Origin of the sequence: Anianabacter salinae (assembly GCF_019061145.1) — a bacterium.
GTDB classification, from domain to species: domain Bacteria; phylum Pseudomonadota; class Alphaproteobacteria; order Rhodobacterales; family Rhodobacteraceae; genus Anianibacter; species Anianibacter salinarum.
The window spans coordinates 470,653-496,110 of record NZ_JAHQZS010000002.1; the positions used below are offsets into that span (position 1 = coordinate 470,653).

25 protein-coding genes are annotated in these 25,458 nt (G+C 65.8%); 14 read left to right on the forward strand and 11 right to left on the reverse strand.

The features are described from left to right. Positions 1–46: 46 nt before the first annotated feature. From alaS to KTJ87_RS06895, 4 genes are all read left to right on the forward strand, one after another. On the forward strand, positions 47–2,707 hold the full coding sequence (gene alaS / locus KTJ87_RS06880; protein ID WP_267138360.1) for an alanine--tRNA ligase: 2,661 nt from the start codon (positions 47–49) through the stop codon (positions 2,705–2,707). Then, positions 2,708–2,998 carry a DUF1330 domain-containing protein gene (locus KTJ87_RS06885; RefSeq protein WP_267138361.1) on the forward strand — a complete coding sequence of 97 codons (291 nt, stop codon included), beginning with the start codon at positions 2,708–2,710 and terminating at the stop codon, positions 2,996–2,998. It abuts the gene before it with no gap. A gap of 344 nt (positions 2,999–3,342) precedes the next feature. Beyond that, a complete protein-coding gene (locus tag KTJ87_RS06890; RefSeq protein ID WP_267138362.1) occupies positions 3,343–3,618 on the forward strand; it encodes a hypothetical protein in 276 nt (91 codons plus the stop codon). Between the two features lie 203 nt (positions 3,619–3,821). Beyond that, on the forward strand, positions 3,822–4,109 hold the full coding sequence (locus KTJ87_RS06895) for a hypothetical protein (protein ID WP_267138363.1): 288 nt from the start codon (positions 3,822–3,824) through the stop codon (positions 4,107–4,109). A 27-nt stretch (positions 4,110–4,136) separates the two neighbouring features. Here the strand turns inward: KTJ87_RS06895 and typA are convergent, their stop codons facing one another. The 3 genes from typA to KTJ87_RS06910 all read right to left on the reverse strand — a co-directional run bounded on the left by typA (position 4,137) and on the right by KTJ87_RS06910 (position 7,020). Beyond that, positions 4,137–5,957, reverse strand: a complete 1,821-nt coding sequence (gene typA, locus KTJ87_RS06900) for a translational GTPase TypA (protein WP_267138364.1) — start codon at positions 5,955–5,957, stop codon at positions 4,137–4,139. Positions 5,958–6,062: 105 nt separating this feature from the next. Then, on the reverse strand, positions 6,063–6,392 hold the full coding sequence (locus tag KTJ87_RS06905; RefSeq protein WP_267138365.1) for an SMR family transporter: 330 nt from the start codon (positions 6,390–6,392) through the stop codon (positions 6,063–6,065). Positions 6,393–6,402: 10 nt separating this feature from the next. Then, positions 6,403–7,020: a YitT family protein gene (locus KTJ87_RS06910; protein ID WP_267138750.1), complete on the reverse strand. Its 618-nt coding sequence runs from the start codon at positions 7,018–7,020 to the stop codon at positions 6,403–6,405. Positions 7,021–7,178: 158 nt separating this feature from the next. On the opposite strand from KTJ87_RS06910, the gene KTJ87_RS06915 reads away from it, so the two are divergent. Continuing rightward, on the forward strand, positions 7,179–8,129 hold the full coding sequence (locus tag KTJ87_RS06915; protein ID WP_267138366.1) for a hydrogen peroxide-inducible genes activator: 951 nt from the start codon (positions 7,179–7,181) through the stop codon (positions 8,127–8,129). A gap of 78 nt (positions 8,130–8,207) precedes the next feature. Continuing rightward, the gene (gene lipA / locus KTJ87_RS06920; protein WP_267138367.1) at positions 8,208–9,161 is read left to right on the forward strand and encodes a lipoyl synthase; all 954 of its coding nucleotides are present in this window, start codon (positions 8,208–8,210) and stop codon (positions 9,159–9,161) included. Positions 9,162–9,192: 31 nt separating this feature from the next. On the opposite strand, the gene KTJ87_RS06925 is transcribed toward lipA, so the two are convergent. Together KTJ87_RS06925 and KTJ87_RS06930 are read right to left on the reverse strand one after the other, a co-directional pair. After that, the gene (locus tag KTJ87_RS06925) at positions 9,193–10,086 is read right to left on the reverse strand and encodes a cytochrome c (protein ID WP_267138368.1); all 894 of its coding nucleotides are present in this window, start codon (positions 10,084–10,086) and stop codon (positions 9,193–9,195) included. A gap of 94 nt (positions 10,087–10,180) precedes the next feature. Continuing rightward, positions 10,181–10,660 carry a c-type cytochrome gene (locus KTJ87_RS06930; protein ID WP_267138369.1) on the reverse strand — a complete coding sequence of 160 codons (480 nt, stop codon included), beginning with the start codon at positions 10,658–10,660 and terminating at the stop codon, positions 10,181–10,183. Between the two features lie 104 nt (positions 10,661–10,764). Between KTJ87_RS06930 and KTJ87_RS06935 the strand changes: the two genes are divergently transcribed. Beyond that, positions 10,765–11,631, forward strand: a complete 867-nt coding sequence (locus KTJ87_RS06935) for a LysR family transcriptional regulator (RefSeq protein WP_267138370.1) — start codon at positions 10,765–10,767, stop codon at positions 11,629–11,631. On the opposite strand, the gene KTJ87_RS06940 is transcribed toward KTJ87_RS06935, so the two are convergent. Together KTJ87_RS06940 and hpt are read right to left on the reverse strand one after the other, a co-directional pair. Then, positions 11,628–11,804 carry a hypothetical protein gene (locus tag KTJ87_RS06940; protein WP_267138371.1) on the reverse strand — a complete coding sequence of 59 codons (177 nt, stop codon included), beginning with the start codon at positions 11,802–11,804 and terminating at the stop codon, positions 11,628–11,630. The genes KTJ87_RS06935 and KTJ87_RS06940 overlap by 4 nt on opposite strands. Further along, the gene (gene hpt, locus KTJ87_RS06945; RefSeq protein WP_267138372.1) at positions 11,801–12,340 is read right to left on the reverse strand and encodes a hypoxanthine phosphoribosyltransferase; all 540 of its coding nucleotides are present in this window, start codon (positions 12,338–12,340) and stop codon (positions 11,801–11,803) included. The genes KTJ87_RS06940 and hpt overlap by 4 nt, the downstream gene beginning before the upstream one ends. A gap of 67 nt (positions 12,341–12,407) precedes the next feature. Here hpt and KTJ87_RS06950 point away from each other — a divergent pair, with 67 nt between their 5' ends. Next, positions 12,408–12,851: a type II toxin-antitoxin system RatA family toxin gene (locus tag KTJ87_RS06950; protein ID WP_267138373.1), complete on the forward strand. Its 444-nt coding sequence runs from the start codon at positions 12,408–12,410 to the stop codon at positions 12,849–12,851. Positions 12,852–12,884: 33 nt separating this feature from the next. Here KTJ87_RS06950 and KTJ87_RS06955 read toward each other — a convergent pair whose 3' ends face one another. The 4 genes from KTJ87_RS06955 to KTJ87_RS06970 form a co-directional block, all read right to left on the reverse strand. Beyond that, a complete protein-coding gene (locus tag KTJ87_RS06955; protein ID WP_267138374.1) occupies positions 12,885–14,066 on the reverse strand; it encodes an ammonium transporter in 1,182 nt (393 codons plus the stop codon). A 169-nt stretch (positions 14,067–14,235) separates the two neighbouring features. Next, positions 14,236–14,703, reverse strand: a complete 468-nt coding sequence (locus KTJ87_RS06960; protein WP_267138375.1) for a CinA family protein — start codon at positions 14,701–14,703, stop codon at positions 14,236–14,238. Further along, on the reverse strand, positions 14,700–15,194 hold the full coding sequence (locus KTJ87_RS06965; protein WP_267138376.1) for a phosphatidylglycerophosphatase A family protein: 495 nt from the start codon (positions 15,192–15,194) through the stop codon (positions 14,700–14,702). The genes KTJ87_RS06960 and KTJ87_RS06965 overlap by 4 nt, the downstream gene beginning before the upstream one ends. After that, positions 15,191–16,321 (reverse strand): bifunctional 2-C-methyl-D-erythritol 4-phosphate cytidylyltransferase/2-C-methyl-D-erythritol 2,4-cyclodiphosphate synthase, encoded by a 1,131-nt coding sequence (locus KTJ87_RS06970; protein ID WP_267138377.1) that lies wholly within the window; start codon positions 16,319–16,321, stop codon positions 15,191–15,193. The genes KTJ87_RS06965 and KTJ87_RS06970 overlap by 4 nt, the downstream gene beginning before the upstream one ends. Positions 16,322–16,517: 196 nt before the next feature. Here KTJ87_RS06970 and dusB point away from each other — a divergent pair, with 196 nt between their 5' ends. From dusB to KTJ87_RS07000, 6 genes are all read left to right on the forward strand, one after another. After that, a complete protein-coding gene (dusB, locus tag KTJ87_RS06975) occupies positions 16,518–17,486 on the forward strand; it encodes a tRNA dihydrouridine synthase DusB (protein WP_267138378.1) in 969 nt (322 codons plus the stop codon). Further along, complete coding sequence (locus KTJ87_RS06980; protein WP_267138379.1) at positions 17,483–18,559, forward strand: two-component system sensor histidine kinase NtrB; 1,077 nt, start codon at positions 17,483–17,485, stop codon at positions 18,557–18,559. The genes dusB and KTJ87_RS06980 overlap by 4 nt, the downstream gene beginning before the upstream one ends. Before the next feature lie 37 nt (positions 18,560–18,596). Continuing rightward, positions 18,597–19,967 carry a response regulator gene (locus KTJ87_RS06985; RefSeq protein WP_267138380.1) on the forward strand — a complete coding sequence of 457 codons (1,371 nt, stop codon included), beginning with the start codon at positions 18,597–18,599 and terminating at the stop codon, positions 19,965–19,967. Positions 19,968–20,066: 99 nt separating this feature from the next. Continuing rightward, positions 20,067–22,331, forward strand: a complete 2,265-nt coding sequence (locus KTJ87_RS06990) for a sensor histidine kinase NtrY-like (RefSeq protein ID WP_267138381.1) — start codon at positions 20,067–20,069, stop codon at positions 22,329–22,331. Positions 22,332–22,347: 16 nt separating this feature from the next. Then, entirely contained in the window at positions 22,348–23,772 is a 1,425-nt protein-coding gene (gene ntrX, locus KTJ87_RS06995) for a nitrogen assimilation response regulator NtrX (protein WP_323371667.1), read from the forward strand. A 156-nt stretch (positions 23,773–23,928) separates the two neighbouring features. Then, entirely contained in the window at positions 23,929–25,398 is a 1,470-nt protein-coding gene (locus KTJ87_RS07000) for a hypothetical protein (protein WP_267138383.1), read from the forward strand. The last annotated feature ends 60 nt before the right edge of the window (positions 25,399–25,458 follow it).

The window sequence follows — 25,458 nt, forward strand, 5'->3', positions numbered from 1 at the left end:
TTCCCGGCGATAGACGGAACCGAACCCCTTTTCGGACGCCGGACCCATGCCCAGCCTTAACGACATCCGCTCGACCTTCCTCGACTACTTTGAAACGAACGGGCACACGGTGGTGCCCTCGTCGCCGCTGGTGCCGCGCAATGACCCGACGCTCATGTTCACCAACTCTGGCATGGTGCAGTTCAAGAACTGCTTCACCGGGGTGGAAAAGCGCGACTATGTCCGCGCCACATCCTCGCAGAAGTGCGTCCGTGCGGGCGGCAAGCACAACGATCTCGACAACGTCGGTTACACGGCGCGTCACCACACCTTCTTCGAGATGCTCGGCAACTTTTCGTTTGGCGACTATTTCAAGACCGAGGCGATCCCGTTCGCGTGGGAACTGCTGACCAAGGGCTTCGGCATCGACGCCTCGAAGCTGCTGACGACCGTTTACCACACCGACGACGAAGCGTTCGAGATCTGGAAGAAGGTCGGCGTGCCCGAGGACCGGATCATCCGCATCGCCACTTCGGACAATTTCTGGCAGATGGGCCCGACCGGACCCTGCGGCCCCTGCACCGAGATTTTCTACGACCACGGCGATCACATCTGGGGCGGCCCCCCCGGCAGCAAGGACGAGGACGGCGACCGCTTCATCGAGATCTGGAACGTCGTCTTCATGCAGAACGAGCAGTTCGAGGATGGCTCGATGCGCGCCCTCGACATGCAGTCGATCGACACCGGCATGGGGCTGGAACGGATCGGCGCGCTGCTTCAGGGAAAGCACGACAATTACGACACCGACCTGATGCGCGCGCTGATCGAGGCGTCAGCGCATGCGTCGAGCGTCGATCCCGACGGACCGCAGAACGTGCATCACCGGGTGATCGCCGATCATTTGCGTTCAACCTCGTTCCTGATCGCGGACGGTGTGATGCCGTCGAACGAGGGGCGCGGCTATGTGCTGCGCCGGATCATGCGCCGCGCGATGCGGCACGCGCACATGCTGGGTGCCGCCGACCCGATGATGCACCGGCTGGTGCCCGCGCTGGTGACGCAGATGGGGCAGGCCTATCCCGAACTTGTCCGCGCCAAGGCGCTGATCGAGGAAACGCTGCGGTCCGAGGAAACCCGGTTCCGGCAGACTCTCGACCGCGGGCTCAAGCTGCTGGACGAAGAGCTTGGCAGCCTGCCCGAAGGTGCGGCGCTGCCCGGCGAGGCGGCGTTCAAGCTGTACGACACCTATGGCTTCCCGCTCGATCTGACGCAGGACGCGCTGCGCGAGCGCGGCCGCGAGGTGAACATCGCTGGTTTCGACGCCGCGATGTCCGAGCAGAAGGCCAAGGCCCGCGCGGCCTGGTCCGGATCGGGCGAAGCGGCGGACGCCGCGATCTGGTTCGAGCTGGCGGAAAAACATGGTCCGACGGAGTTCCTGGGGTACGACACCGAAACCGCCGAGGCGCAGGTGCTGGCCGTCGTGCAAGACGGGGCAGCGATCGACGCCGCCAACGCAGGCGACACGGTGCAGATCGTGGTCAACCAAACGCCGTTCTACGGCGAATCTGGCGGCCAGGTCGGTGACACGGGCCTCTTGACGACCGAGGGCGGCGCGGCGCGCATCACCGACACCCGCAAGGTCGCGGGCGTGTTCATCCATTTCGCCGAGGTCACCGAAGGCCGCATCGCCAAGGGCACGGGCGCGCGGCTGGCCGTGGACCACGACCGCCGCACGATGATCCGCGCCAACCATTCCGCGACGCACCTGCTGCACGAGGCGCTGCGCGTCGCGCTTGGCGATCATGTCGCGCAGCGCGGCTCGCTGAATGCGCCCGACCGGCTGAGGTTCGACTTCAGCCATGCCAAGGCCCTGTCGGCGGACGAGATTGCGCAGGTCGAGCGGGAGGTCAACGCCTTTATCCGCCAGAACACGCCGGTCGAGACTCGGATCATGACACCCGACGACGCCCGCGCGATCGGCGCGCAGGCGCTGTTCGGCGAGAAATACGGCGACGAGGTGCGGGTGGTGTCGATGGGCACCGCGGACACCGGCGAGGGCGCGGACGGGCAGACCTATTCGATCGAGTTGTGCGGCGGCACCCACGTGACGCGCACCGGCGACATCGGCGCCTTCGCCCTGACATCCGAAGCCGCGTCCTCGTCCGGGGTGCGCCGGATCGAGGCGCTGACCGGGGCTGCGGCGTTGGCGGAACTACGGGGCCGCGATGCTGCGCTGTCCGAGATCGAGGCGTTGCTGAAATCCGACAAGGCCAGCGTTGTCGAGCGGGTTCGCGCGCTGATGGACGAGCGCAAGGCGCTGGCGAACGAAGTCGGCCAGCTCAGGCGCGAGCTGGCCATGGCGGGCGGCGCGGGGCAGGGCGCGGCCGTCCCTGAAGCCAGAGAGATTGGCGGCGTGCGGTTCCTGGCGCAGGTGATGAACGGCGTCTCGGGCAAGGACCTGCCCGCGCTGATCGATGCGCAGAAGGCGCGGATCGGCTCGGGCGCGATTCTTCTGATCGCCGAGGCGGACGGCAAGGCTGCGGTGGCGGCGGGCGTGACCGACGACATGACCGGCAGCGTCAGCGCGGTCGATCTGGTCAAGGCCGCCGTGGCGGAACTGGGCGGCAAGGGCGGCGGCGGGCGTGCAGACATGGCGCAGGGCGGTGCGAAAAGCGCCGAGAATGCAGCGGCGGCCATCGCGGCGGCCGAGAAGGTACTGGAGGGATAGATGAGCGCGCTTTGGATCGCCCATGTGCATGTGAACGACGAAGAGGCCTATGGCCGCTACGCCAAACTGGCCACCGGGGCCATCGCGGCCCATGGCGGCGTGTTCCTGGCGCGCGGCGGGCGCTATGTGCAGCTAGAGGGCAACGACCGGCCTCGCAACGTGGTGGCCCGGTTCCCGTCGGTCGAGGCGGCGGTGGAGTGCTACAACTCGGACGCCTACCAGGAGGCGCTGAGCCACGCGCGCGGCGCGTCCGAGCGTGACCTGATGGTGGTCGAAGAGATCGGCGACTGAACCGGACTGGCCGGGCGGGGAGGATCAGCCCTCTTTACGTGCCAAAACCGGTGTCGAAATCAAGGCAGCGATACGATTGATTCTGTTCGCAAAGCAGACGGCCCATTGCGATCTGCAAACGATCCCAAGCATTTTCCACGACTGTTTCCGCTGCGCAACCAATGCCTTGTGGTCTTCACGGCGGCCACGCGCCGATGTGATGCTCATTGACCACACGTCACCTTCATTTGTGCAGAAAAACTCCCCTTATCCGGGAATTGGCCGGTCTGGACGCGATGAAGGTCTAGGGATTTCAAAAAGCATCATGGTAAATTCAGGACGCTGTTAGGGTAACGGAGGTTCCTATGAAAACTATCCTTTTTGCTGCCGCTGCTGCGGTTTCTTTTGCCGCTCCCGCCGTCGCGTGGGAAGGCCGGACTGTCGCGTGCTTCGACAAGGTTTGGGTCGGTCCGACCTACACCACGTCGAAGAAGCTCGTGATGGCTCCGCACGACGAGTACAAGCACACCGCAAAAGGTGTCGAGCTTGTGCGCTACGACGCGGTTTACCGCGAGTACAAGCACAAGGTGTCCGACGGACACTGGGTGATGAAAGAAGTTCCCTGCGCCTGCAACTGCTGAGACCCTGACAGCCCCGGCAACGGGGCAGGGTTTCCAGGCCTGGAAACGAATGACGCGAGGGGAGGTCCCCTCGCGTTTTTCGTTGCAGATCAGCCAGCGCGGATGACCCCGCGCGCCGTTTACCCTAATTTTGCCGATTTTCCCTGACATGAGGTGTCAAGGCGGGGCCCGTGTGCCTGCCCGGACAGTGTTGGAGCGTGAAGATGAAATCAGTTTTCCTTGCCACGGCATTCTGCCTTGCCACCACAGGCATGGCGTCTGCACTGACGCCCACGCCCGACATGGGGCGGACGGTGGCCTGCTTTGACAAGGTCTGGATCGCGCCCACCTACACCGTCACCAAGGAACTGGTTCAGCCGAAAAAGCGGGTCTACGTCAAGCGGCGCGGCCTGATCGAGCTGGTCGAGTACGCCGCCATCTACCGCGAGATCAAGACGCTCAAGGAAGACGGGCACTGGGTGCTGAGGCAGATCGCCTGCAAGAAGAAATAGGGGCCCCGAAGGGCCCCGTTTCCGACTTCAGGCGCTGGCGCGCGACTGCCGCTTGCGCTCGTGCGGGTCGAGGAACCGCTTGCGCAGGCGGATCGCGTTCGGCGTCACCTCGACCAACTCGTCGTCGTCGATGTAGGCGATCGCCTGTTCCAGCGACAGGGTGATCGGCGTGGTCAGGCGCACCGCCTCGTCCGTGCCCGAAGCGCGCACGTTGGTCAGCTGCTTGCCCTTCAGCGGGTTCACCTCGAGATCATTGTCGCGGCTGTGCTCGCCGATGATCATGCCAGTGTAGACGGCTTCCTGCGCGCCGATGAAGAACCGGCCGCGATCCTCGAGCTTCCACAGAGCATAGGACACCGACACGCCGTTCTCCATCGAGATCAGCACGCCCGCGCGGCGGCCGGGGATCGAGCCGCGGAACGGCGCCCATTCGTGGAACACCCGGTTCAGAACGCCGCTGCCGCGCGTGTCGGTCAGGAATTCGCCCTGGTAGCCGATCAAGCCGCGCGACGGGACATGCGCGATGATCCGCGTCTTGCCGGCGCCCGCAGGCTTCATCTCGACCAGGTCGCCCTTGCGCGGACCGGTGATCTTTTCGATCACGGCGCCGGTGTATTCGTCGTCGACGTCGATGGTGACCTCTTCGATGGGCTCCATCCGTTGGCCGTCCACATCGCGGAACAGCACCTGCGGGCGCGAGATCGACAGCTCGAACCCTTCGCGGCGCATGTTCTCGATCAACACGCCCATCTGCAATTCGCCGCGGCCCGCGACCTCGAAGGCTTCGCCGCCGGGGGTGTCGGTGACGCGGATCGCGACGTTCGTTTCGGCCTCTTTCATCAGGCGGTCGCGAATGACGCGGCTTTGCACCTTCTTGCCGTCACGGCCCGCAAGGGGCGAATCGTTGATCCCGAAGGTCACGGTGATCGTCGGCGGGTCGATGGGCTGCGCGGGGATCGATTCGGTCACCGAGGGATCGGCCAGCGTGTCGGCCACGGTCGCCTTGGTCATGCCCGCAAGCGTGATGATGTCGCCTGCCGTCGCTTCGTCGATGGCGGTCTGAGACAGGCCGCGGAAAGCGAGGATCTTGGACACGCGGAACTGTTCGATCCGGTCGCCATTGCGCGCCAGCGCGTTCAGGGTGGCGCCCGCCTTGATGGTGCCCGCCTCGACACGGCCCGTCAGGATGCGGCCGATGAACGGGTCAGCGCCCAGGGTGGTCGCCAGCATCCGGAACGGCTCGTCCTTCTGCGCGATCTGCGCCGGGGCGGGGACGTGGCGGATGACCAGATCAAACAGCGCCGTCAGGTCCTTGCGCGGGCCGTTCAACTCGACATCGGCCCAGCCGTTGCGGCCCGACGCGTAGAGCACCGGGAAATCAAGCTGGTCATCGTTGGCGCCAAGGGCCGCGAACAGGTCGAACACCTCGTTCAGGGCGCGGTCGGGTTCGGCGTCGTGCTTGTCCACCTTGTTCAGCACCACGATGGGCCGCAGGCCAAGCGCCAGCGCCTTCGAGGTGACGAATTTCGTCTGCGGCATCGGGCCTTCGGCGGCATCCACCAAAAGAACGACACCGTCGACCATGGACAGGATGCGCTCGACCTCGCCGCCGAAATCGGCGTGGCCGGGGGTGTCGACGATGTTGATCCGGGTGTCGCCGACTTCGACGCTCGTGCACTTGGCAAGGATCGTGATGCCGCGCTCGCGTTCCAGATCGTTGGAATCCATCGCCCGTTCGGACACCGTCTGGTTGTCGCGGAACGCGCCCGATTGCTTGAGAAGTTCGTCCACCAGCGTCGTCTTGCCGTGGTCGACGTGCGCGATGATTGCGATATTTCGCAGGTCCATTTGGTCAGCCTTTTTCGGAGTTGCCGCGCCCTTACTATGCAGGCGCAGAAAAGGCCAGTGAAAAGGCGCGGCGCTGCCTGAAACGTGACGGCGCGGGCGCGCCGTTCAATGCCGGGCCGAGGCCGAGAACAGGTGGATCACCAGGATCCCGCCAAGGATCATCGCCATTCCAAGCACCGCAGGCAGGTCCAGCTTTTGCCCGAAGATGATGTAGCCGATGATTGCGATCAGCACGATCCCGAGGCCGGACCAGATCGCATAGACGATGCCCACCGGCATGAACCGAAGCGCCCCGGCCAGCAGCCAGAACGAACAGGCATAGGCGACCACGACGATCAGGGACGGCACCAGCCGGGTGAATTGCTGGCTGGCTTGCAGCGCGGTCGTGCCGATCGTCTCGGTGACGATGGCCAGGAACAGGTAGACGTAGGGCACTGGGGCGGCCTCACTTGGCGATATAGCGGTCGCGGCGATGGTTGATCGCGATTATCAGGTTCAGCACCACCGCGCCCAGAAGCGAATAAAGCACGATCTCGGCCGGGAAAAGCAGGAAGGCGACCAGAAACAGGCAACCGTCAAAAATCAGTTGCGTCAACCCGGCCGGAAACCCCGCCTTGTCCTGCAGGTAAAGCGCAAGGATGCCGATGCCGCCAAGGCTCGCGCCGTGACGGAACAGCGACAGCAGGCCGACCCCGGCGGTGATGCCGAACAGGATCGCGGCGACGGCGGGGTTCAGTCGCTCGATTGCCAGCACCATCGGCATCAGTTCCACGAACCCCGACATCAGGCAGACCGAGGCAAAGCTCTTGACGGTAAAGGTCCATCCCATGCGCTGCACCGCGAGGATGTAGAACGGCATGTTGAGCGCAAGGAACGCGATCCCGAAGGACAGCGGCGTCAGGTAGGCCGCGATCAGCGCAAGACCGGCGATCTGCCCGGTGATGAGGCCCGGATGGCTGAGGATCTGGATCGACAGCGCGACAAGCGCGGTGCCGATCAGGATGCCTTGCACATCCTCCCAGCGGGTGTGGCGGTCTGCGGGGGGTGTGTCGAGGATCAGCATGGCGCAATAATACGCTGCGGTGCGGCACAAGCCAGACTGGATGCCGCCTGGCGGAGGGCATTTGTGCGTCATGCCCATCAGGAAGGCACCTTGTCTTGGCGGCATGTGGCGCGATAGGCTGAGCGGGTGCAATCACTCCGTTTCGATAAGCGCCGCTTATGCCGCTGACCCTGCGCCAGATGACCTATTTCGTCGCCCTCGCCGATGCGGGCACGTTTCGCGCGGCGGCGGCCCGGGTGCATATTTCGCAGCCCGCGCTGTCGCTGCAGATCAAGGAGATGGAAGAGACACTTGGCGCCCGGCTGGTCGAGCGCCTGCCGCGCGACATCCGCCTGACGCGCGCGGGGCAGGAGGTTCTGACACGCTGCCGCGCCATCCTGTCGGACGTGCGCGATCTTGAACAGGCTGTCCGCCTGCAATCGGGCCTGTCGGGGCGGCTGATGCTGGGGGTGATTCCCACCGTCGCGCCGTATCTGCTGCCGCTGGCGTTGACCCGCATCCGGGCGCAGGATCTCACGCTGGAGCTGCGGGTGCGCGAGGCGCAGACGGACAGGCTTCTGGACGAATTGCGGCGCGGCGCGCTCGACGCCGTAGTAATGGCGCTTCCGGTGCCGGGGCAGGGGCTGGTCGCGCGGCCTTTGGGAGAAGACCATTTCCTGCTGGCCGGATCACCGAGCCGGGTCGCGCATCTGCGGGCGCGGGCGCAGGCGCTGGTGCCCGCAGGCATCGCACCGGACCAGCTATTGCTGCTGGACGAGGGGCATTGCCTTGCCGATCAGGCACTTGAGGTGTGCGGGATCGGCAGCCGGGGGCAGGTAGACTTGGGCGCATCATCCCTGTCCACGCTGTGCGGCCTCGTGGCCGAGGGGTTCGGCCTGACGCTTCTGCCTGAGATCGCAGTGCGGACCGAGGCGGCGGCTGCGCCGGGGCTGTCGCTGGTGCGCTTCGATGCGCCCGAACCCCGGCGCACGCTGGCGCTGGTGCGCCGCGAGACGACGGTGGACGGTTGGGCCGAGGATCTGGCGCGGCTGCTGGAGGGGGCGGTCGCGGACCTGACCGGCGCCGCCCGTGCGCTCGTCGGGCCTGCGACCCCTGCGCCCTCCGCATGACCGCGATGCAACGCCACGCCGCCCTTGGCCCCCCGCGCCGAAAGCGTTATGTGACAGGGAATTGCGAAAGGTGACCCGATGCCCCGCGACCTGAAGATCCCCGACCAGCGCCACCCCGAAAAGGCGCACCGCGCTGAAACCGCCGCGCTGAAGAAACCCGACTGGATTCGCGTGAAGGCCCCCGGATCGAGCGGCTACAAGGCGACGCGCGACGTGGTGAAGGAACACGGGCTGGTCACCGTCTGCGAAGAGGCGGGTTGCCCCAACGTCGGCGAATGCTGGTCGCAGGGCCACGCCACCATGATGATCATGGGCGAGATCTGCACCCGCGGCTGCACCTTCTGCAACGTCGCCACCGGGCGCCCCGACGCGCTTGACGTGTTCGAGCCGGGGCGCGTCGCGGATGCGGTCAAGAAGCTGGGGCTGAACCACGTCGTCATCACATCTGTCGACCGCGACGATCTGGACGACGGCGGCGCCGAGCACTTCGCCATGACGATCCGCGCGATCCGGCGGCAGGCGCCCGGCACCACGATCGAGATCCTGACGCCGGATTTCCTGAAATGCGCCCCCGAAGTGCTGGAAGCCGTCGTCGCGGCGAAACCGGATGTCTTCAATCACAATCTTGAAACCGTGCCGGGCCTCTACCCCGAAGTGCGCCCCGGCGCGCGGTATTTCCATTCGCTGCGCCTTTTGCAGCGGGTCAAGGAACTGGACCCGGCGATGTTCACCAAGTCGGGCATCATGGTTGGCCTTGGCGAGACGCGGCCCCAGGTGCATCAGGTGATGGACGACATGCGCGCGGCGGGCGTCGATTTCCTGACCATCGGCCAGTACCTGCAACCCACCCGCAAGCACCACGCCGTCGAGGCCTACATCACCCCCGAGGAATTCGCAGGGTATGAGAAGGCCGCATACGGCAAGGGTTTCCTGATGGTGTCCGCCACGCCGCTGACCCGGTCAAGCTATCACGCGGGCGACGATTTCGCGCAGCTGCGCGCGGCACGGATGCAGAAACTCGGGCGCGCGTAGGGCGGGACTTGTCCCGCCGCCCCCGGTTTGCCTATTCGCCGCCCACCGCCGGAACGGCCTTGAGATAGGCAGCGACCGCCGCGCGGTCGGCTGCGTCCAGCTTGGCGAAGTTGTCGACCACGGCCACCATGTGCCCGCCGACCGTGTCGAACTCGGGCGTGAAGCCCGAGGACAGGTATTCCGCGATCTCGCCCTCTGACCAGTCCAGGCCGCCCGGCGTGATGTTGGGGATCGTGCCGCGCCCGGTCGGGTTCGGCGCGCCGCCCAGCCACGCCGCCATGTCCGGCCCGCCCAGCGCGTTGCGCGCCGTGTGGCATTCGCCGCAGTGGCCCAGCGCTTCGGCCAGGTAGCGCCCGCGCGCCTGATCTTGCGTCAGAACGCCGTCCAGCACCCATCCATCCCGCGCGAACAGCAGTTTCCAGCCGCCAAGGCTGCGCCGGATGTTGAAGGGAAACCCGACGTCATGGGGCCGCGACGGCGTATCGATCGCAGGCAGCGTCTGCATGTAGGCGTGGAGCGATACGATGTCCGATGTCTCGGCCCGCGCGTAGGATGTGTAGGGGAAGGCCGGGTAATAGTGATCGCCCGAAGGCGAGACGCCGTTCTGCACCGCGTTCACCAGATCAAGCGCTGACCAGCCGCCTATCCCCGCCTCGGAGGGCGAGATGTTGGGGGCGTAGAAGGTGCCGAAGTCCGTGGCAAAGGCCTGGCCGCCCGCCAGTTCCAGTTTGGCTTCGCCGGCCGCTTCGGGGGCAGAGTGGCACGACGCGCAGCCGCTCGCGTTGAACACCCATTCGCCGCGCGCCACGTCCGGCTCGATCCCGGCCAGGGCGGTAGCATTCGCCGATTTCGGCGCGGTGACGATCCAGAAGACGCCGAGCCCAAGAACGGCAAGGACGCAAAGGGCAACAAGGGCACGGCGCATGTCGGCGGCTCCGGTTAAGGGACGGTTGCGCAAAGACTAGCGGGCCGGGCGCGCTCTGGCGACCCCGGCCCGCTGACGTTTCTGCGACAGCCGGTCAGTCGGACTGGCGGTAGTCCTCGTGGCAGGCGCCGCAGGCGCCGCCGATGCCGCGCATCGCACCCTGCACACCTTCAAGGCTGCCTGCCGCGGCCTGCATCGCGGCGGCCGCGTCGGTCAGGGCGACCTGCTTGGCCTCGAAATCTTCCATGTTCTCCCAAATCGCGGGAAGCGCCTTGGACCCGTCGATCTCGCCCACGGCGGTGCCGGGCACCCAGTAGGTCGTCTGCGGCAGCGCCGAGACGGCATGCAGGTTGTCGGCAGCGGTCTGCGCCAGCGCGGCGTCGAACGGGATGTTGCCCTGCGCCATGCCGCCGAGAATGCCGAGATTATGGGCATAGACCTGCATGTGCGCCTTGCGGCCCTTGGTGGCGGCATCTGCCGGAACAGCGCTGCCGGAATGGCTTGCCGCGAAGGCCGTGCTTGCGGCCACGACGCCGGCGGTCAGTGTCAGAACGAATTTCCGTGTGAAAGTCATTTTTATCGGGTCCCTGTCTGGTTTGGGCTCGGTTCGCCACAATAGAGTTTAGCGGCGGTCCGTTCAAAGACGAGTCCCGATTTACGCGGTGGAGCGGTGACAATATGCACAAGGACAACTGGGACGATCTGAGGTTCTTGCTAGCGGTCGCCGAAACCGGATCGGTCTCGTCGGCGGCGCGGCAGCTTGGCGTCAATCACGCGACGGTCCTGCGGCGCATCTCGGCGCTGGAAACCCGGCTTGGATCGGCGATCTTCGAGAAGACGGCGCAGGGCTATTCGGTGCCGCCCGACCGTGCCGCCGTAGTCGAGGCCGCGCGCGCCGCGCAGGCGGCGATGCTGGACGTGGGTGCGATCCTGCGCGGCACGCGGGCGCCGATTTCGGGGCGGGTGCGCATCACCTCGACCGACAGCCTGTGCCAGACCGTGCTGCCGCCGATGGCGCAGCGGTTGCAGTCGGAATCGCGCGACCTGAAGGTCGAGCTTCTGTCGTCCAACACCCACCTCAACCTCGCGCGCCTCCATGCCGACATCACGGTGCGGCCCGCGATGAAGCTGGCCGACGATCTGGTCGGGGAACAGGTCGGCGAGATGGGATTTGGCGTCTACGCCGCGCCCGGTGCGCCCGAGGCATGGCTTGGGGTGTCGGGGCCGCTGTCGCGCAGCGCGGTTGCCGCGTGGATCGAGGACGCAGTATCGCGCGGCGCCGTGGCGGGCGTGGCCGACAGCTTTGTCACCCTGCGCGAGATGGCCGCCGCCGGGATGGGGCGCAGCGTGCTGCCCGCGATCGTGGGAGAGGGCGACGCCCGCCTGCGCCGCCTGCCGGGTGCAATGCCCGAGTTTCGCGTGCCGCTGTGGGTGGCCAGCCATTCCGACATGGCCGACGCACCGCGCCTGCGCACGATCCGCGCGCGGCTGGTCGAGGCGTTCGCAGAGCACGCCAGCGCCCTTGCGGGACCGGGTGACGCCTAGAACAGGCGCCCGCTGCGTCCGTTCACCGTCAGCCAGTTCGGCCAGCCGACGTAGCGTTCGACCACGAACAGCGCGATGCAGAGGCCGATGATCGCCAGCACGAAGATCACCTTCTTCATTGAGGGCGGATTGCGCGCCCAGAGCGATGCCTTCACCAGCCAGCGCGGGTTCATTCCACGAACCGCACCTTGCCGATGAACGGCAGGTTCCGGTTGCGCTGCGCATAGTCGATGCCATAGCCGACAACGAATTCGTCGGGGATCTCGAACCCGGTCCAGTCGGCCTTGATGTCCACCTCGCGGCGCGACGGCTTGTCCAGAAGCGCGATGGTCCGAAGGCGCGCGGGATCGCGGCTTTCGAGGAACCGCACCACATGCGACAGCGTGAATCCTGTGTCGACGATATCCTCGACCACCAGCACGTCGCGGCCCGCGATCTCGCCGCGCAGGTCCTTCAGGATGCGCACCTCGCGGCTTGATTCCATGCCGTCGCCGTAAGACGACGCCTCAAGGAAATCGACCTCGACGTTCAGGTCCAGCTCTCGGACGAGGTCCGCGATGAACACGAAGGACCCTCGCAAGAGGCCGACGACCACCAGCTTTTCGGTGCCCGAGAAAGCGGCTTCGATATCCTTTGCAAGCGCCTCGATCCGCGCTGCGATGGACTTGGCCGAGATCATCTCGTCGATGACATAATCGGTGCGCGGCATCTCTTCCCCTTGAATTCGCGGGCGCACTCTATGACATCAGGCTGCGTTGTCACCAGCGAAAGACGGTATGCCGACACATTCTGAAACCCGGGTGCTGCCTTACACGGCGGACCAGATGTATGCGCTTGTCGCCGATGTGGCGAGCTATCCGAAATTCCTGCCGTGGTGCGCCGCCGCGCGCATCCGCGACACGCGTGACGAGGGCGCCTGTACCGTGCTCGAGGCCGATCTCGTGATCTCGTTCAAGGTGTTCCGCGAGAAGTTCGGCAGCCGCGTGACGCTGTGGCCCGCCGATCGGCGGATCGACACCGAATACCTGGACGGGCCGTTCCGCCACATGAAATCCAACTGGGGTTTCAAGGACGTGGAAGGCGGCTGCGAAGTGACGTTCTACGTCGATTTCGAGTTCCGCAACCGGGTGCTTCAGGGCGTGATCGGCGTGGTGTTCAACGACGCGATGCAGCGCGTGGTCCGCGCGTTCGAGCGGCGCGCGGCCGAACTGTACGGCTGACGCGCGCGCCGGGGTCGGGCGCGCGCGCTTGGTTCAGGTGGTCAGATCGTACGCCCGCTCGCCGTGCTGGGTGATGTCCAGCCCCGATGTCTCGGTCTCGGCATCGACGCGGAACCCCACGACCAGCGCGCACAGCTTCACCAGCACGAAGGTCACGACCACGGTGAAGACGCCGACGATGGCCAGCGCGCCCAGTTGCGACGCCCAGGCGCCCTGTCCGAACACCGCGATCATCAGCGTGCCAAAGATGCCGCCGACGCCGTGGACCGCGAAGACATCGAGCGTGTCGTCGATGTGCAGACGGTTGCGCACAAGGTTCACCGCCTCCTGGCAGAGGATGCCCGCGACGCCGCCGATGATCAGCGCCGCGACCGGGCCGACAAAGCCGCTGGCGGGGGTGATCGAGGCAAGCCCCGCGATGGTGCCGGTGACGATGCCCACCAGAGACGCCTTGCCGTATTTCAGCTTTTCCCACAGCGCCCAGGTCAGCGACGCCGTCGCCGCCGAGATATGCGTGACGGTCAGTGCCATTGCCGCGCCGCCGTCCGCTGCAAGCTGCGAGCCGCCGTTGAAGCCGAACCAGCCGACCCACAGCATCGCCGCGCCGATCATCACGAAGCCGGGGTTGTGCGGCGGCTTGCTGCGGTCGCGCCGCGCGCCCAGCATCACCGCGATCACCAGCGCGGCCAGGCCCGCCGTCTCGTGCACCACGATGCCGCCCGCGAAGTCCCGCGCGCCTGTGGCCCCAAGGATGCCGCCATCCGCCAGGATGCCGCCGCCCCAGATCCAGTGGACGACCGGCGCGTAACACAGCAGCATCCACAGCCCCGAGAACAGCATCACGAAGCCAAAGCTGATGCGCTCGACATAGGCGCCGACGATCAGCGCGGGGGTGATGATCGCAAACGTCATCTGGAACGCGAAGAACAGGACTTCGGGCAGGGTGCCCGAGACGCTATCGGCGGTGACGCCGATCAGGAACATCTTGCCCAGCCCGCCCCAAAGCCCGCTGTCGCCCGGCCCGAAGGCGATCGAATAGCCGAACGCCAGCCACAGCACGCTCATCAGGCAAGCAATGGCATAGCAGTGCATGAAGACGCTCAGTACGTTGCGCGACCGCACGAGGCCGCCATAGAACAGGGCAAGCCCCGGCAGCGTCATGAACAGCACAAGCGCAGTTGCAACGATGATCCAGGCGGTGTCCGCTCCGACCATGATCCCCTCCCTCAGGTTCCGATTTGGCCGGGTTCAACAGGGAATTGACCGCACGGAAAAGCGGCAAGGGCCATTTCTGGCGCCCATGTCCTGTGCGTTTCGCGAAATGGCGCGGCAAGTTGCACGTATTCGGGCGATATGCCTGATTTGAGGGCGCTTTGAGTCTGGCTCAGCCGAGCGTTTGCGCCAGTAGCGCCAGCGCGTGGTCGCGGCTGGCGGTGCGCACGCGGTCCCGGCCGAGGGCGCCGAATTCCTGTGTCTCGACGCGTGTAGGCTGGCCTGTCAGTGCGAGGCCGAAGCAGACGCGCCCCTCGGGCTTGTGTTCGGACCCGCCCGGCCCGGCGATTCCCGTGATCGACACGGCAAGCTGCGCGCGGGAGTGCAGTAACGCGCCTTCCGCCATCTCGCGCGCGACCTCTTCGGACACCGCCCCGTGTGCGTCCAGGGTGGCGGGCAGGACGCCCAGCATCTCGGTCTTGGCGGCGTTGGAATAGGTGACGAAGCCCCTTTCGAACACGTCGGACGATCCGGCGATATCGGTCAGCGCTACGGCGACCATCCCGCCGGTGCAGCTTTCGGCGGTGGCGATCCTGACGCCCGCCGCGCGCGCCAGTTCCAGAACCTTCGTCGCCGTCATGCTCCCATTCCCGCGTGTGCGATGGCGGCGGCGAGGGCAACGACGACCGCCGCCATTGCCCCGGCGATCAGGTCATCGACCATGACGCCCCAGGGGCCGCCCTTGCGGTCCGCCCAGCCGACCGGGCCGGGCTTCCAGATGTCGAACAGGCGGAACAACAGGAATGCGCCGATCCAGCCAGGGTAGGGGAACAGCCACGCCGGGGCACCCGCGAACCACAGGCCCGCCGACAGCGGAAACAGCGCGATCCACTGGCCCGCCACCTCGTCGATCACGATCTCGGACGGATCGTCGTTCTCGGCGCCGCGGGTTTCCTCGCGCACCGCCCACCAGCCAAGCGGGATCACCACCACGGTCGCCGCCAGCAGCAGCGGAAAGCCCCCAAGCCCGTGCAGACCCCAGGCCAGAAGGACGGCGACGGCAGACCCGAACGTGCCGGGCGCAAAACCGATGCGGCCGACGCCGAAGACGGTGGCGATCAGCCCGGTCATTCCGACACCAGCGTGACGGTCGCCAGCGCGGCGATGCCTTCTTCGCGGCCGGTAAAGCCCAGCCGTTCGGACGTCGTTGCCTTGACGCTGACCCGTCCCGGCGCAAGCCCCATAATCATGGACAATTCCTTTTGCATTTCAATGGCATGTGGCCCGATCTTGGGGCGCTCGCAGATCAGTGTCACATCGGCGTTGGATACCGCGTAGCCTCGATCTGCGGCCAGTTTCACCGCATGATCCAGAAAGATGCGGCTGTCGGCGCCCTTCCACTGCGGATCGCTGGGGGGGAAATGGCGCCCGATGTCGCCCTCGGCGAGCGCGCCATAAATCGCATCGGTCAGCGCGTGCATCCCGACATCGGCGTCCGAATGGCCCTGTAGCCCGCGATCATGCGGCACCTTCAGCCCGCACAGAACGACATGATCGCCCTCTCCAAAGCGGTGCACGTCGAAGCCGTTGCCAAGGCGAATGTCCATGTCCGTTCCCATCATCTGTGCGGCGCGGGCGAAATCCTCGGGCGCCGTGATCTTCATGTTGCGCTCGTCGCCCGGCAGGATGGCGACAGACAGTCCCGCCGCGCGGGCAACCTCGACATCGTCCGCCGCGCCGCCGGGGGCGGCCCGGTGCGCCGCCAGAATCGGCTCGAACCGGAAACCCTGCGGTGTCTGCGCACGAAACAGGCCCTCACGGCTTGCGGTGCCGTTCACCAACCCGCCATGGCCGCGCCAGAGCGCATCGGTGACGGGCAGGGCGGGCGCCGCGCCCTCGTGCGCATCCAGCGCGGCGATCACATCCGTGATCGTCTCAGGACGCACCAGCGGGCGGGCGACATCGTGGATCAGCACCTTGGTCACGCCGCGCCCCGTCAACGCCTCAAGCCCCGCACGGACCGAGGCGTCGCGGCTCGCGCCGCCCGGAACCACAATGATATCAGGCCAGTCCGCCGCACGCTTCATGTCCTCTAGGTGCAGCACAAGAACGATCGGACCGATGCCGGGAACCGCGCGAAAGGCGTCCAGCGTCCAGGCCGCGACCATGCGTCCCTTGAGGATCTGCCATTGCTTTGGCACATCCCCGCCCGCACGGGTGCCGCGCCCCGCTGCGACGATCACGGCTGCTGTTGTCATGCGCCCCTCCGGCCTTGGCTTTGTCTATGGGCTGTCGCGTTGCGTGACAATGGGCGTGAAATTCCCGGGCATTCCGCCTAAAAAGTGGGCAATTGCAGTTTTTCGCGCATCTGGCCGTGTCGTTGATTTGCCATTCCGCCGCGCAGGCACTAGCTCAACCCTTAAGTGCACAAGGTTTAATCGTTTGACCAAGCAAGTGGCAAGACTTCCGCCAGACCCTCCGGTCCTGCTGGCCCCGATGGCCGGGATCACCGACCTGCCGTTCCGCACGCTCGTCGCCGGCTTTGGCGCCGGGATGGTCGTCAGCGAGATGGTCGCCAGCCAGGAGATGGTGCAGGCCAAGCCGGGCGTGCGCGAACGCGCAGAACTTGGCTTTGGTGTCTCGGGCACCGCCGTGCAGCTTGCCGGGCGCGACGCCGAATGGATGGCGCGCGCCGCGCGCATGGTCGAGGACAACGGCGCCGCCGTGATCGACATCAACATGGGATGTCCCGCCAAGAAGGTCGTGGGCGGGCTGTCCGGCTCGGCGCTGATGCGCGATCTGGACCACGCGCTGACGCTGATCGACGCGGTTGTGGCGGCTGTGCAGGTTCCGGTGACGCTCAAGACCCGGCTGGGCTGGGACGACGACTGCCTGAACGCCGCCGAACTTGCCCGGCGCGCCGAGGCTGCGGGCATTGCGATGATCACGATCCACGGCCGCACGCGCTGCCAGTTCTACAAGGGCCGCGCCGACTGGGGGGCGATCCGCGCGGTAAAGGACGCCGTGCGCATCCCCGTGATCGCCAATGGCGACATCTGCACCGCACAGGATGCGCGCGAGGCGCTGCGCCTGTCGGGCGCCGACGGCGTGATGATCGGGCGGGGCGCGCAAGGCACGCCCTGGCGGCTGGCCGAGATTGCCCACGCCCTGCACGGCACGCCCGCGCCGGTGATCCCTGTGGGCGCCGCATTCGCCGACATGGTCGCGGGCCACTATGAGGCCAGCCTGTCGTTCTATGGCGCCGCGCTTGGCGCCAAGGTGATCCGCAAGCACCTGGGGTGGTACATGGATCATGCGGGCACGGAGGGCGATCTGCGCCGCCGGGTTCTAACCGCCGCACCGGCGGACGTCCCGGCGCTGTTGCCCGAGGCGCTTGGCTCTTGCGAAAGGCTTGCGGCATGAGCGCGCTCGAGTCCGCGATCTGGTCGTCGCTGCCGATGCCCAGCTTCCTGATCGACGCCGAGGACCGGATCGTCGACGCCAATCCTGCGGCGGAGCAGTTCCTGAACTTGTCCCGCAAGGCGTTGGCGGACTCGCCGTTCTTCGACCGGCTGGCCATCGACGCGCCGCTGGACGAGGCGTTCCGCCGGGTGCGCGTCGATCAGGGTGCGCTGTTCATCAACTTTGTCGACGTCTCGGGCGGCAACGCGCCTCCGGTCCAGTGCAACATCCAGATCGCGCCCTTGCAGGGTATTCCGGGCCATGTGCTTGTCACCGTCGAGCCGCGCGAGCTGGCGCAGCGTCTTGGCAGGGCGATGTCAGTGAAATCGGCGGCGAAATCGGCCATCGGCATGGCCGAGATGCTGGCGCACGAGATCAAGAACCCGCTCGCCGGGATCACCGGCGCAGCGCAGCTTCTGTCGATGAACCTGTCGAACGGCGACCGCGAGATGACCGACCTGATCGTCGCCGAAAGCCGCCGGATCGTGGTGCTGCTCGACCAGGTCGAACAGTTCGGCAACCTGCGCCCACCGGAGCGCAAGGTTCTGAACATCCACGACCTTCTGGACCGCGCGCGAAAGTCGGCGATGGTCGGGTTTGCCGCGAACATGCGCATCATCGAGGATTACGACCCCTCGCTGCCGTCGACCCATGTGGACGGTGACCAGATCATCCAGGTGTTCCTGAACCTGCTCAAGAACGCGGCCGAAGCGTCGGGCTCCAAGGGCGGGACGATCCGCCTGCACACCTTCTACGATATGTCGCTGCGCCTGCGTTCGGCCGATGGCACGCCGCTGCGCCTGCCGCTGCAGGTCGAGATCATCGACGACGGCCCTGGCCTTCCGCCCGCGATCGCCGCCGACGTGTTCGAGCCCTTCGTTTCGGGGCGCGAGAACGGCACCGGCCTTGGCCTTGCGCTGGTGTCCAAGATCATCTCGGACCACGACGGCTGGATCAGCGTCGATTCCGTGCCGGGGCGCACCGCCTTTCGCCTCTCGCTTCCGCAAGCCCCCAAAGAGGATCACGGCGCATGACGCGGTCCCTTGAACTCAGAATTATGGAGAGCCCACCATGGACGGCACCGTTCTAGTCGCCGATGACGACCGCACGATCCGCACGGTCCTGACACAGGCTCTGACGCGGGCGGGATGCAAGGTGCACGCGACATCCTCGATGGTGACGCTGATGCGCTGGGTCGAAGAGGGCAAGGGCGACCTTGTGATCTCGGACGTTATCATGCCCGACGGCAACGGGCTGGAGGCCTTGCCGAAGATCGCCGAACAACGCCCGGGCCTGCCGGTGATTGTCATCTCGGCGCAGAACACGATCATGACGGCGATCCAGGCGGCCGAAAAGGAAGCCTACGACTACCTGCCCAAGCCGTTCGATCTGCCCGACCTGATGAAACGCGCCGCCCGCGCGCTTGAGGTCAAGCGCCGGGCGCCGGTGGCGCGCACAAAACCCGAAGGCACCGGCGAGCAGGATGACTTGCCGCTGGTCGGGCGCACGACCGCGATGCAGGCGCTTTACCGGCTGGTGGCGCGGGTGATGAACACCGATCTGCCCGCGCTGATCACCGGCGAATCGGGCACCGGCAAATCCCTGATCGCCCGCGCCATCCATGATTTCAGTGACCGCCGGTCGCTGCCGTTCGTCGTGGGAACCGGCGCAGACCTTGCGACGATGGACGGGCCATCCACGCTGATAAGCCGGTCGCGCAACGGCTCGCTTCTGTTCGACGAGATCGGCGATCTGGATCTCGAGGCGCAGGCGCGGATCGTGCGGATGCTCGACAGCTTTACCGACAACGCGCCGCGCGTGATGGCCACGTCGCAGTCGGACCTGACGCACCGGATGGAACAGGGGCTGTTCCGGCAGGACCTGTATTACCGCCTGTCCGGCGTGACCGTGCATGTCCCGTCCTTGCGCGAACGGGTCGACGACATTCCGCTTCTGGCGCAGCATTTCCTTGCCCGCGCCGAACGCGACGGGCTGTTCCTGCGCCGCTTCGGCGAGGACGCGATGGACCTTGTGCGCGCCTACAGCTGGCCCGGCAACGTGCGGCAACTGGAAAACACCGTTCGGCGGCTGGTCGTCACCTCGCCCGAGGAAATCATCACCCGGTCCGAGGTCGATTCGGTTCTGGGCAACCAGCCCGCGATGGAGCCGTTGCAGGGCGGGGGCGAGGGCGAGAAGCTGTCGGCGTCGGTGGCCAAGCACCTGCGGCGCTATTTCGACCTTCATGGCGGCGTGTTGCCGCCGCCTGGCCTGTATCAGCGCATCCTCAAGGAAGTGGAAATGCCGCTGATCGAGATCGCGCTGGACGCCACGGGCGGAAATCAGGCGAAATGCGCCGATTTGCTGGGCATTAACCGCAATACGCTTCGCAAAAAGATCACAGACCTCGATATTCAGGTGACACGCCGCCGCAAGTTGATGTAAAAGCGCAACATAAGAGTGGCAAATCGGCACTAAGCGCCGGAGCCACCGATGGCGGTAACGCCGCGAGTGAGCGGTGCTTGGTAAAAGGTTGTCCCCACCATGCGCGCAGCGATGCGAGGCATGAGCCTTGAACAATTCATGCGGTTGCGGCGAACCCGCCGGGTGCAGACTGCGGCGACGCTTGGCCTGATCATTCTGGGCCCGGTGCTTGCCGTTTCGACGTATCTGGTGTTCGGCCCGCTCGACCAGGGCGCGTCGTCGATGGGCCTGCGGCTCGTGCTGCTGGCCGACCTTGTCTACGTGATCGTGGTCGCCGCGCTTGTGCTTCAGCGCATCGCCGAGATGATCTCGGCCCGCCGCGCGCATTCCGCCGGATCGCGTCTGCACCTGCGGCTAACCGGCGCCTTCACCGGGATCGCGGTGATGCCGACGATCCTGGTGGCGATCTTTGCCGTCTTGACCGTGAACGTCGGCCTTGAAGGGTGGTTTTCCGACCGTGTGCGCGAGGTGGTGCGCACGTCGCTCGCCGCCGCGCAGGCGTATGAGCAGGAACACCGCACCGACCTGTCCACCGATGCCGACGCCCTGGCGGGGTTCCTGGAGGATCAGCGCCGAGCGAATTTCATCCTGTCCGATGGCCAGCTTCGGCAGGAGCTTACGCAAGGGCAGCAACTTATCCAGCGCGGGCTGAGTGAGGCTTACGTGATCGACGGCACCGGCGAGATCCGGGCGCGGGGCGAGCGGTCGTATCTGTTCGGGTTCGAGCAGCCCGACCCGGAGGCGATAGCTCAGGCGCGCGCGGGCGAAACGGTCATCATCGAGGATTGGGACAACAACGAGTTCCGCGCTCTGACGCCATTGGACGGGTTCCTTGACCGGTTCCTCTATGTCAGCCGGTCGGTCGATGGCGATCTTCTGGCGCTGCTGGACGACACGCAGAAAACCGTCGGCCTCTATACCCAGCTTGAAAGCGAGCGGGGGCGCATCCTGTTCGAGTTCGGGCTTCTGTATATCGGCTTTGCGGTGATCCTGATCCTTGCGGCGATCTGGCTGGGGCTGTGGTTCGCCGAGCGACTTTCGCGCCCCGTGGGCCGCCTTGCGGGCGCAGTGCAACGGGTCGGCGCGGGCGATCTTGAAGTGCAGCTCAAGGAAGAGCAGGGCGATGACGAGATCGCCATGCTGGGCCGCATCTTCAACCAGATGACACGGCAGCTGAAGGCGCAGCGCGACGCGCTTCTGGACACCAACGCGCAGGTGGAACGGCGGCGGCGGCTGTTCGATTCGGTGCTGTCGTCGGTCACCTCCGGGGTCATCGGCCTTGACGCACAGGGGCAACTGACCTTCGTGAACCGCTCTGCCGAGAAACTGCTGGGCCTGCCGCCGACTGCGGGGGCGACGCAGACGCTGTCGCTGTCGGTGCCCGAATTCGTGCCGCTGTTCGACCGCCTGCGCGCCAGCCGGGCCGAGGTCGCGCAAGAGGAAATCCGCCTTGGCCGTTCGGGCAAGCTGGAGAACCTTCTGGTGCGCATCGCCACGCGCCGCAACGAGGATGGCCACCCCGAAGGCTATGTGATCGCCTTTGACGACGTGACTGATCTGGTGACCGCACAGCGTATGGCGGCGTGGGGCGATGTCGCCCGCCGCATCGCGCACGAGATCAAGAACCCGCTGACCCCGATCCAGTTGTCTGCCGAACGGCTCAAGCGCAAGTTCGCGCCCAAGGTCGGCGACGAGGCGGACACGCTGATCCAGTATACCGACGTGATTATCCGCCAGACCGGCGACCTGCGGCGGATCGTCGACGAATTCTCGAAATTCGCCCGGATGCCGGAACCCGACCGGCGCGTGAACGACCTGACCAAGCTGCTCGAGGATGCGGTCGTTCTTCAGGAAGAGGCGATGCCGGGTGTGGCCGTGTCGCTGGTGCGCACGGTGCCCGATGTCACCGCCGAGATCGACGCGACGATGATGAACCAGGCCCTGACGAACCTCATAAAGAACGCGGGCGAGGCGATCGAGTCGCTGCACGAGGCAGGTGCCGCCCCCGAAGATCACGAGGGTGAGGTTCGAGTGGCGATGGAACAGGCCGACACCGGCGTTATCATCACCATTTCGGACAACGGCATCGGCCTGCCCGAAGACCGCGCGCGGCTGTTCGAGCCCTACGTGACGACGCGCGAAAAGGGCACCGGCCTTGGCCTGCCCATCGTCAAGAAGATCATCGAGGAACATGGCGGCACGCTGATCCTGACTGATGCGGACCCCTTTACCCCCGGCGCGCGTCGCGGCGCACGGGCGGAAATCAGGCTGCCTGCCGCGATTGCGGCGGGACGGCAAGACGCGACAGACAAGTTGGCGGTATGAGACGAGGAGCGATGTGATGGGCGATATTCTGATCGTGGACGACGAGCGGGACATCCGCGAGTTGATCGGCGACATTCTCGAGGACGAGGGTTATGCCACGCGCCTTGCGGCCAACGCCGAAGAGTGCATGGACGCCATCGGCGTCGAGGCGCCCGCACTGATGATCCTCGATATCTGGCTCAAGGACAGCCACATGGACGGCATCGACATCCTCAAGGCCGTCAAGCGCGAACACCCCGGCATCCCCATCGTCATCATCTCGGGGCATGGCAACATCGAGATCGCCGTCGCCGCGATCAAACAGGGGGCCTATGACTTCATCGAAAAGCCGTTCAACATCGACCAGCTTCTGGTGGTGATCCGCCGCGCCATGGAAACCTCGCGCCTGCGCCGCGAGAACCTGGAACTGCGCCGCAAGGACGTGGCCTCGGCCGAGATGATCGGCGCTTCCGCAGCGTTCAAGTCGCTGAAGGGCCAGCTCGACAAGGTGACGAAATCCAATGGCCGGGTGATGCTGACCGGCCCTGCAGGCTGCGGCAAGGAAGTCGCCGCGCGCTATATCCACGCCAATTCGGGCCGCGCGGAGCGTCCGTTCATCGTGGTCAATTCCGCCACCGTGGAACCCGACCGCATGGAAGAGGTGCTGTTCGGCCGCGAAGGCACCGAACGGGGTATCGAGCCGGGGCTTCTGGAACAGGCGGACGGCGGCGTCCTTTACCTCGACGAGGTCGCGGACATGCCGCTGGGCACCCAGTCCAAGCTTTTGCGCGTGCTGGTTGAACAGCAATTCCAGCGCGTTGGCGGCAGCGACAAGGTGCGCGTGGACCTGCGCGTTGTTTCCTCGACCAACAAGAACCTCGAGGCCGAGATCGCCGAGGGCCGGTTCCGGCAGGAGCTTTTCCACCGTCTGAACGTCGTGCCGATCAGCGTCCCTTCGCTTGAGGAACGACGCGAGGATATCCCGGTGCTGGCGGAACATTTCATCAGCAACTTCAACAAGACCCAAGGGTTGCCCCTGCGCGATGTCGGCGACGAGGCGATTGCCCTGTTGCAGACGATGGTCTGGCCGGGGAACGTCCGTCAGCTCAAGAACGTGATCGAGCGGGTGCTGATCCTTGGCGACGGCACCGGACCCATCGGCGCGGATGAGCTGCCCGAGACCGGCAATCAGGGCAACGCCGAAGAAGGCCGCGTGATCCTGTCGGGCAGTCTTGCCACGCTGCCCCTGCGCGAGGCGCGCGAGTTGTTTGAACGCGAATATCTGCTGACCCAGATCAACCGGTTTGGCGGCAACATCAGCCGAACGGCGTCTTTCGTCGGCATGGAACGCTCGGCGCTGCACCGAAAGCTGAAATCGCTGGGCGTCGTCACCTCGAACCGCACCGGCGGCCGCGTCGCCTATGTCGAGGATGACGAGGAAGACGAACGCCAGAGCGCATGATCCCGTCGGCCTGTCTTGAAGGTCCGCCCCTAAAATCACTTTGCCTTCAACCCGGTCCGTGCCAGACATGAGCAGGGGTTGACGCAGCGTAATCATTTTCTCCCGTGCATTGTGCCGCCCGCGTGGGCTCTGCCCACATCAAACGGAGCACCGGTCATGGACGGGGAAGACACGCTGAAGACAGCCAAGGAAGGGTTCGACGTCGCCAAGGAGGTGACCGGCAAGCTTGACGACTGGGCCGAAGAAGCCGACAAGCTGGCCAAGGCGGGCGAGGATCTGAACAAGGTTCAAACCCTGCTGCAGGGCGTCACCGCCTTCGGCAAACTGTCCGCCGGACTTGGCGTTGCGTCGGCGGGCCTTGGGATCATCCTTGGCTTTGTCGGTGGTCCCAGCCCGGAAGAGCAGATCATGAACATGATCAGCAAGCTGTCGGGCAAGATCGACACGCTGTCACATCACATTGACGACGCTTTCGACCGGTTGACGGCCCATGGCGACAAGGTGAATGCGGGCGATCTGGCGCTTGGCCCGACGGACCTGTTGCGCGACTTGCGCCAGCATATCGCCGACCTGACACACCCCGTCAACGCGGGCGACCGCGACGCGCTGGAACAGGTGTTTCTGGCCGACAAGTACCGGCCCGGCAACATCGAGGACCAGGTGATGCACCTTGTCCGGCGCCTGACCAGCGACGACCCGGCGGAGAACATCCTCAAGGCGCTGAACGCGGCCACCCGGGGCGATGCGCCGCAGGTGCTGGGTTGCGGGCTGGGGATCGTGTCGCTCGCCGTCTTCGCGCCGCTGGCCTATGCGGCGGTAAACGCCGCACGGCACAAGAACGACCCAAGCGAAGACCTGATGTCGGCCACCGGGATAGCGGCACTGTTCGATGGCCAGATCGCCGCGCTGCGCGATGCCGTCGCCGCCGAGGTGCAGGATTGCCACGCCAGGGCGGATGCGAACATCGAGGACAAGGTGCGCAAGGACATCGTGCCAAAGCTGGACGTGTCCGACTATCAAAAGGCCGCCGACGCGATGATGGCGCAGCTGCAGGACCATTGGCCGTGGATGCGCTTTGCCGTGATCGTCTATGCGCCGGTCGAAGGCTTCGACAACCACGGCGTTGTCGGCGGGGCGCACCGGCTGGACCTGTTCCGCTCGACTTGCCTGGACGGCGCAAGCGCCAACATCATCGTCGCATGGACGGATGGCGCATCGCCGCCGGGGCGACTGGTGACGGATTACGTCGTGAGGATCGCAACGCACTATCCAAGGTTCGAGACGGCTCTTCTGTCGGTCGAGGACTTTGAAAAAGCGCGCTATCCCAACCCCACTTTTATCGGCATTTCCCAAATCTCCGGAGAGGGAACCGAAGTGATGTCGCAAAACGACAGCCGGGCGTTTCTCGATGACTTCGAGGCGCAGGGCTACGGCACGAGCCTGTTGTTCCTGCTGCGCAACAGCTTCATGGGCGTGCCGCTGCACAAGAGCTGGGGCTCTGCGATCTCGCGCAATGTCACATCCATGGCCATGCGGAACAACTGGGACACTCTCAACGACGAGGAAAAGGCAGGCGGCGCAGACAGGATTGCGCACCCCTACGCCTATTACCTCGCACGGCTCTGACGGCGCGGGGGCGCGCAACCCGCCGCAGCGGCCTGCGTTGACCCCCGCCGCGCCTTCTGC

What these genes read in the sequence shown, in the direction of transcription:
- alaS (WP_267138360.1), top strand. Translation starts at nt 47, where the DNA reads ATGCCCAGCCTTAACGACATCCGCTCGACCTTCCTCGACTACTTTGAA.
- KTJ87_RS06885 (WP_267138361.1), top strand. Translation starts at nt 2,708, where the DNA reads ATGAGCGCGCTTTGGATCGCCCATGTGCATGTGAACGACGAAGAGGCC.
- KTJ87_RS06890 (WP_267138362.1), top strand. Translation starts at nt 3,343, where the DNA reads ATGAAAACTATCCTTTTTGCTGCCGCTGCTGCGGTTTCTTTTGCCGCT.
- KTJ87_RS06895 (WP_267138363.1), top strand. Translation starts at nt 3,822, where the DNA reads ATGAAATCAGTTTTCCTTGCCACGGCATTCTGCCTTGCCACCACAGGC.
- typA (WP_267138364.1), bottom strand. Translation starts at nt 5,957, where the DNA reads ATGGACCTGCGAAATATCGCAATCATCGCGCACGTCGACCACGGCAAG.
- KTJ87_RS06910 (WP_267138750.1), bottom strand. Translation starts at nt 7,020, where the DNA reads ATGCTGATCCTCGACACACCCCCCGCAGACCGCCACACCCGCTGGGAG.
- KTJ87_RS06915 (WP_267138366.1), top strand. Translation starts at nt 7,179, where the DNA reads ATGCCGCTGACCCTGCGCCAGATGACCTATTTCGTCGCCCTCGCCGAT.
- lipA (WP_267138367.1), top strand. Translation starts at nt 8,208, where the DNA reads ATGCCCCGCGACCTGAAGATCCCCGACCAGCGCCACCCCGAAAAGGCG.
- KTJ87_RS06925 (WP_267138368.1), bottom strand. Translation starts at nt 10,086, where the DNA reads ATGCGCCGTGCCCTTGTTGCCCTTTGCGTCCTTGCCGTTCTTGGGCTC.
- KTJ87_RS06930 (WP_267138369.1), bottom strand. Translation starts at nt 10,660, where the DNA reads ATGACTTTCACACGGAAATTCGTTCTGACACTGACCGCCGGCGTCGTG.
- KTJ87_RS06935 (WP_267138370.1), top strand. Translation starts at nt 10,765, where the DNA reads ATGCACAAGGACAACTGGGACGATCTGAGGTTCTTGCTAGCGGTCGCC.
- KTJ87_RS06940 (WP_267138371.1), bottom strand. Translation starts at nt 11,804, where the DNA reads ATGAACCCGCGCTGGCTGGTGAAGGCATCGCTCTGGGCGCGCAATCCG.
- hpt (WP_267138372.1), bottom strand. Translation starts at nt 12,340, where the DNA reads ATGCCGCGCACCGATTATGTCATCGACGAGATGATCTCGGCCAAGTCC.
- KTJ87_RS06950 (WP_267138373.1), top strand. Translation starts at nt 12,408, where the DNA reads ATGCCGACACATTCTGAAACCCGGGTGCTGCCTTACACGGCGGACCAG.
- KTJ87_RS06955 (WP_267138374.1), bottom strand. Translation starts at nt 14,066, where the DNA reads ATGGTCGGAGCGGACACCGCCTGGATCATCGTTGCAACTGCGCTTGTG.
- KTJ87_RS06960 (WP_267138375.1), bottom strand. Translation starts at nt 14,703, where the DNA reads ATGACGGCGACGAAGGTTCTGGAACTGGCGCGCGCGGCGGGCGTCAGG.
- KTJ87_RS06965 (WP_267138376.1), bottom strand. Translation starts at nt 15,194, where the DNA reads ATGACCGGGCTGATCGCCACCGTCTTCGGCGTCGGCCGCATCGGTTTT.
- KTJ87_RS06970 (WP_267138377.1), bottom strand. Translation starts at nt 16,321, where the DNA reads ATGACAACAGCAGCCGTGATCGTCGCAGCGGGGCGCGGCACCCGTGCG.
- KTJ87_RS06980 (WP_267138379.1), top strand. Translation starts at nt 17,483, where the DNA reads ATGAGCGCGCTCGAGTCCGCGATCTGGTCGTCGCTGCCGATGCCCAGC.
- KTJ87_RS06985 (WP_267138380.1), top strand. Translation starts at nt 18,597, where the DNA reads ATGGACGGCACCGTTCTAGTCGCCGATGACGACCGCACGATCCGCACG.
- KTJ87_RS06990 (WP_267138381.1), top strand. Translation starts at nt 20,067, where the DNA reads ATGCGCGCAGCGATGCGAGGCATGAGCCTTGAACAATTCATGCGGTTG.
- ntrX (WP_323371667.1), top strand. Translation starts at nt 22,348, where the DNA reads ATGGGCGATATTCTGATCGTGGACGACGAGCGGGACATCCGCGAGTTG.
- KTJ87_RS07000 (WP_267138383.1), top strand. Translation starts at nt 23,929, where the DNA reads ATGGACGGGGAAGACACGCTGAAGACAGCCAAGGAAGGGTTCGACGTC.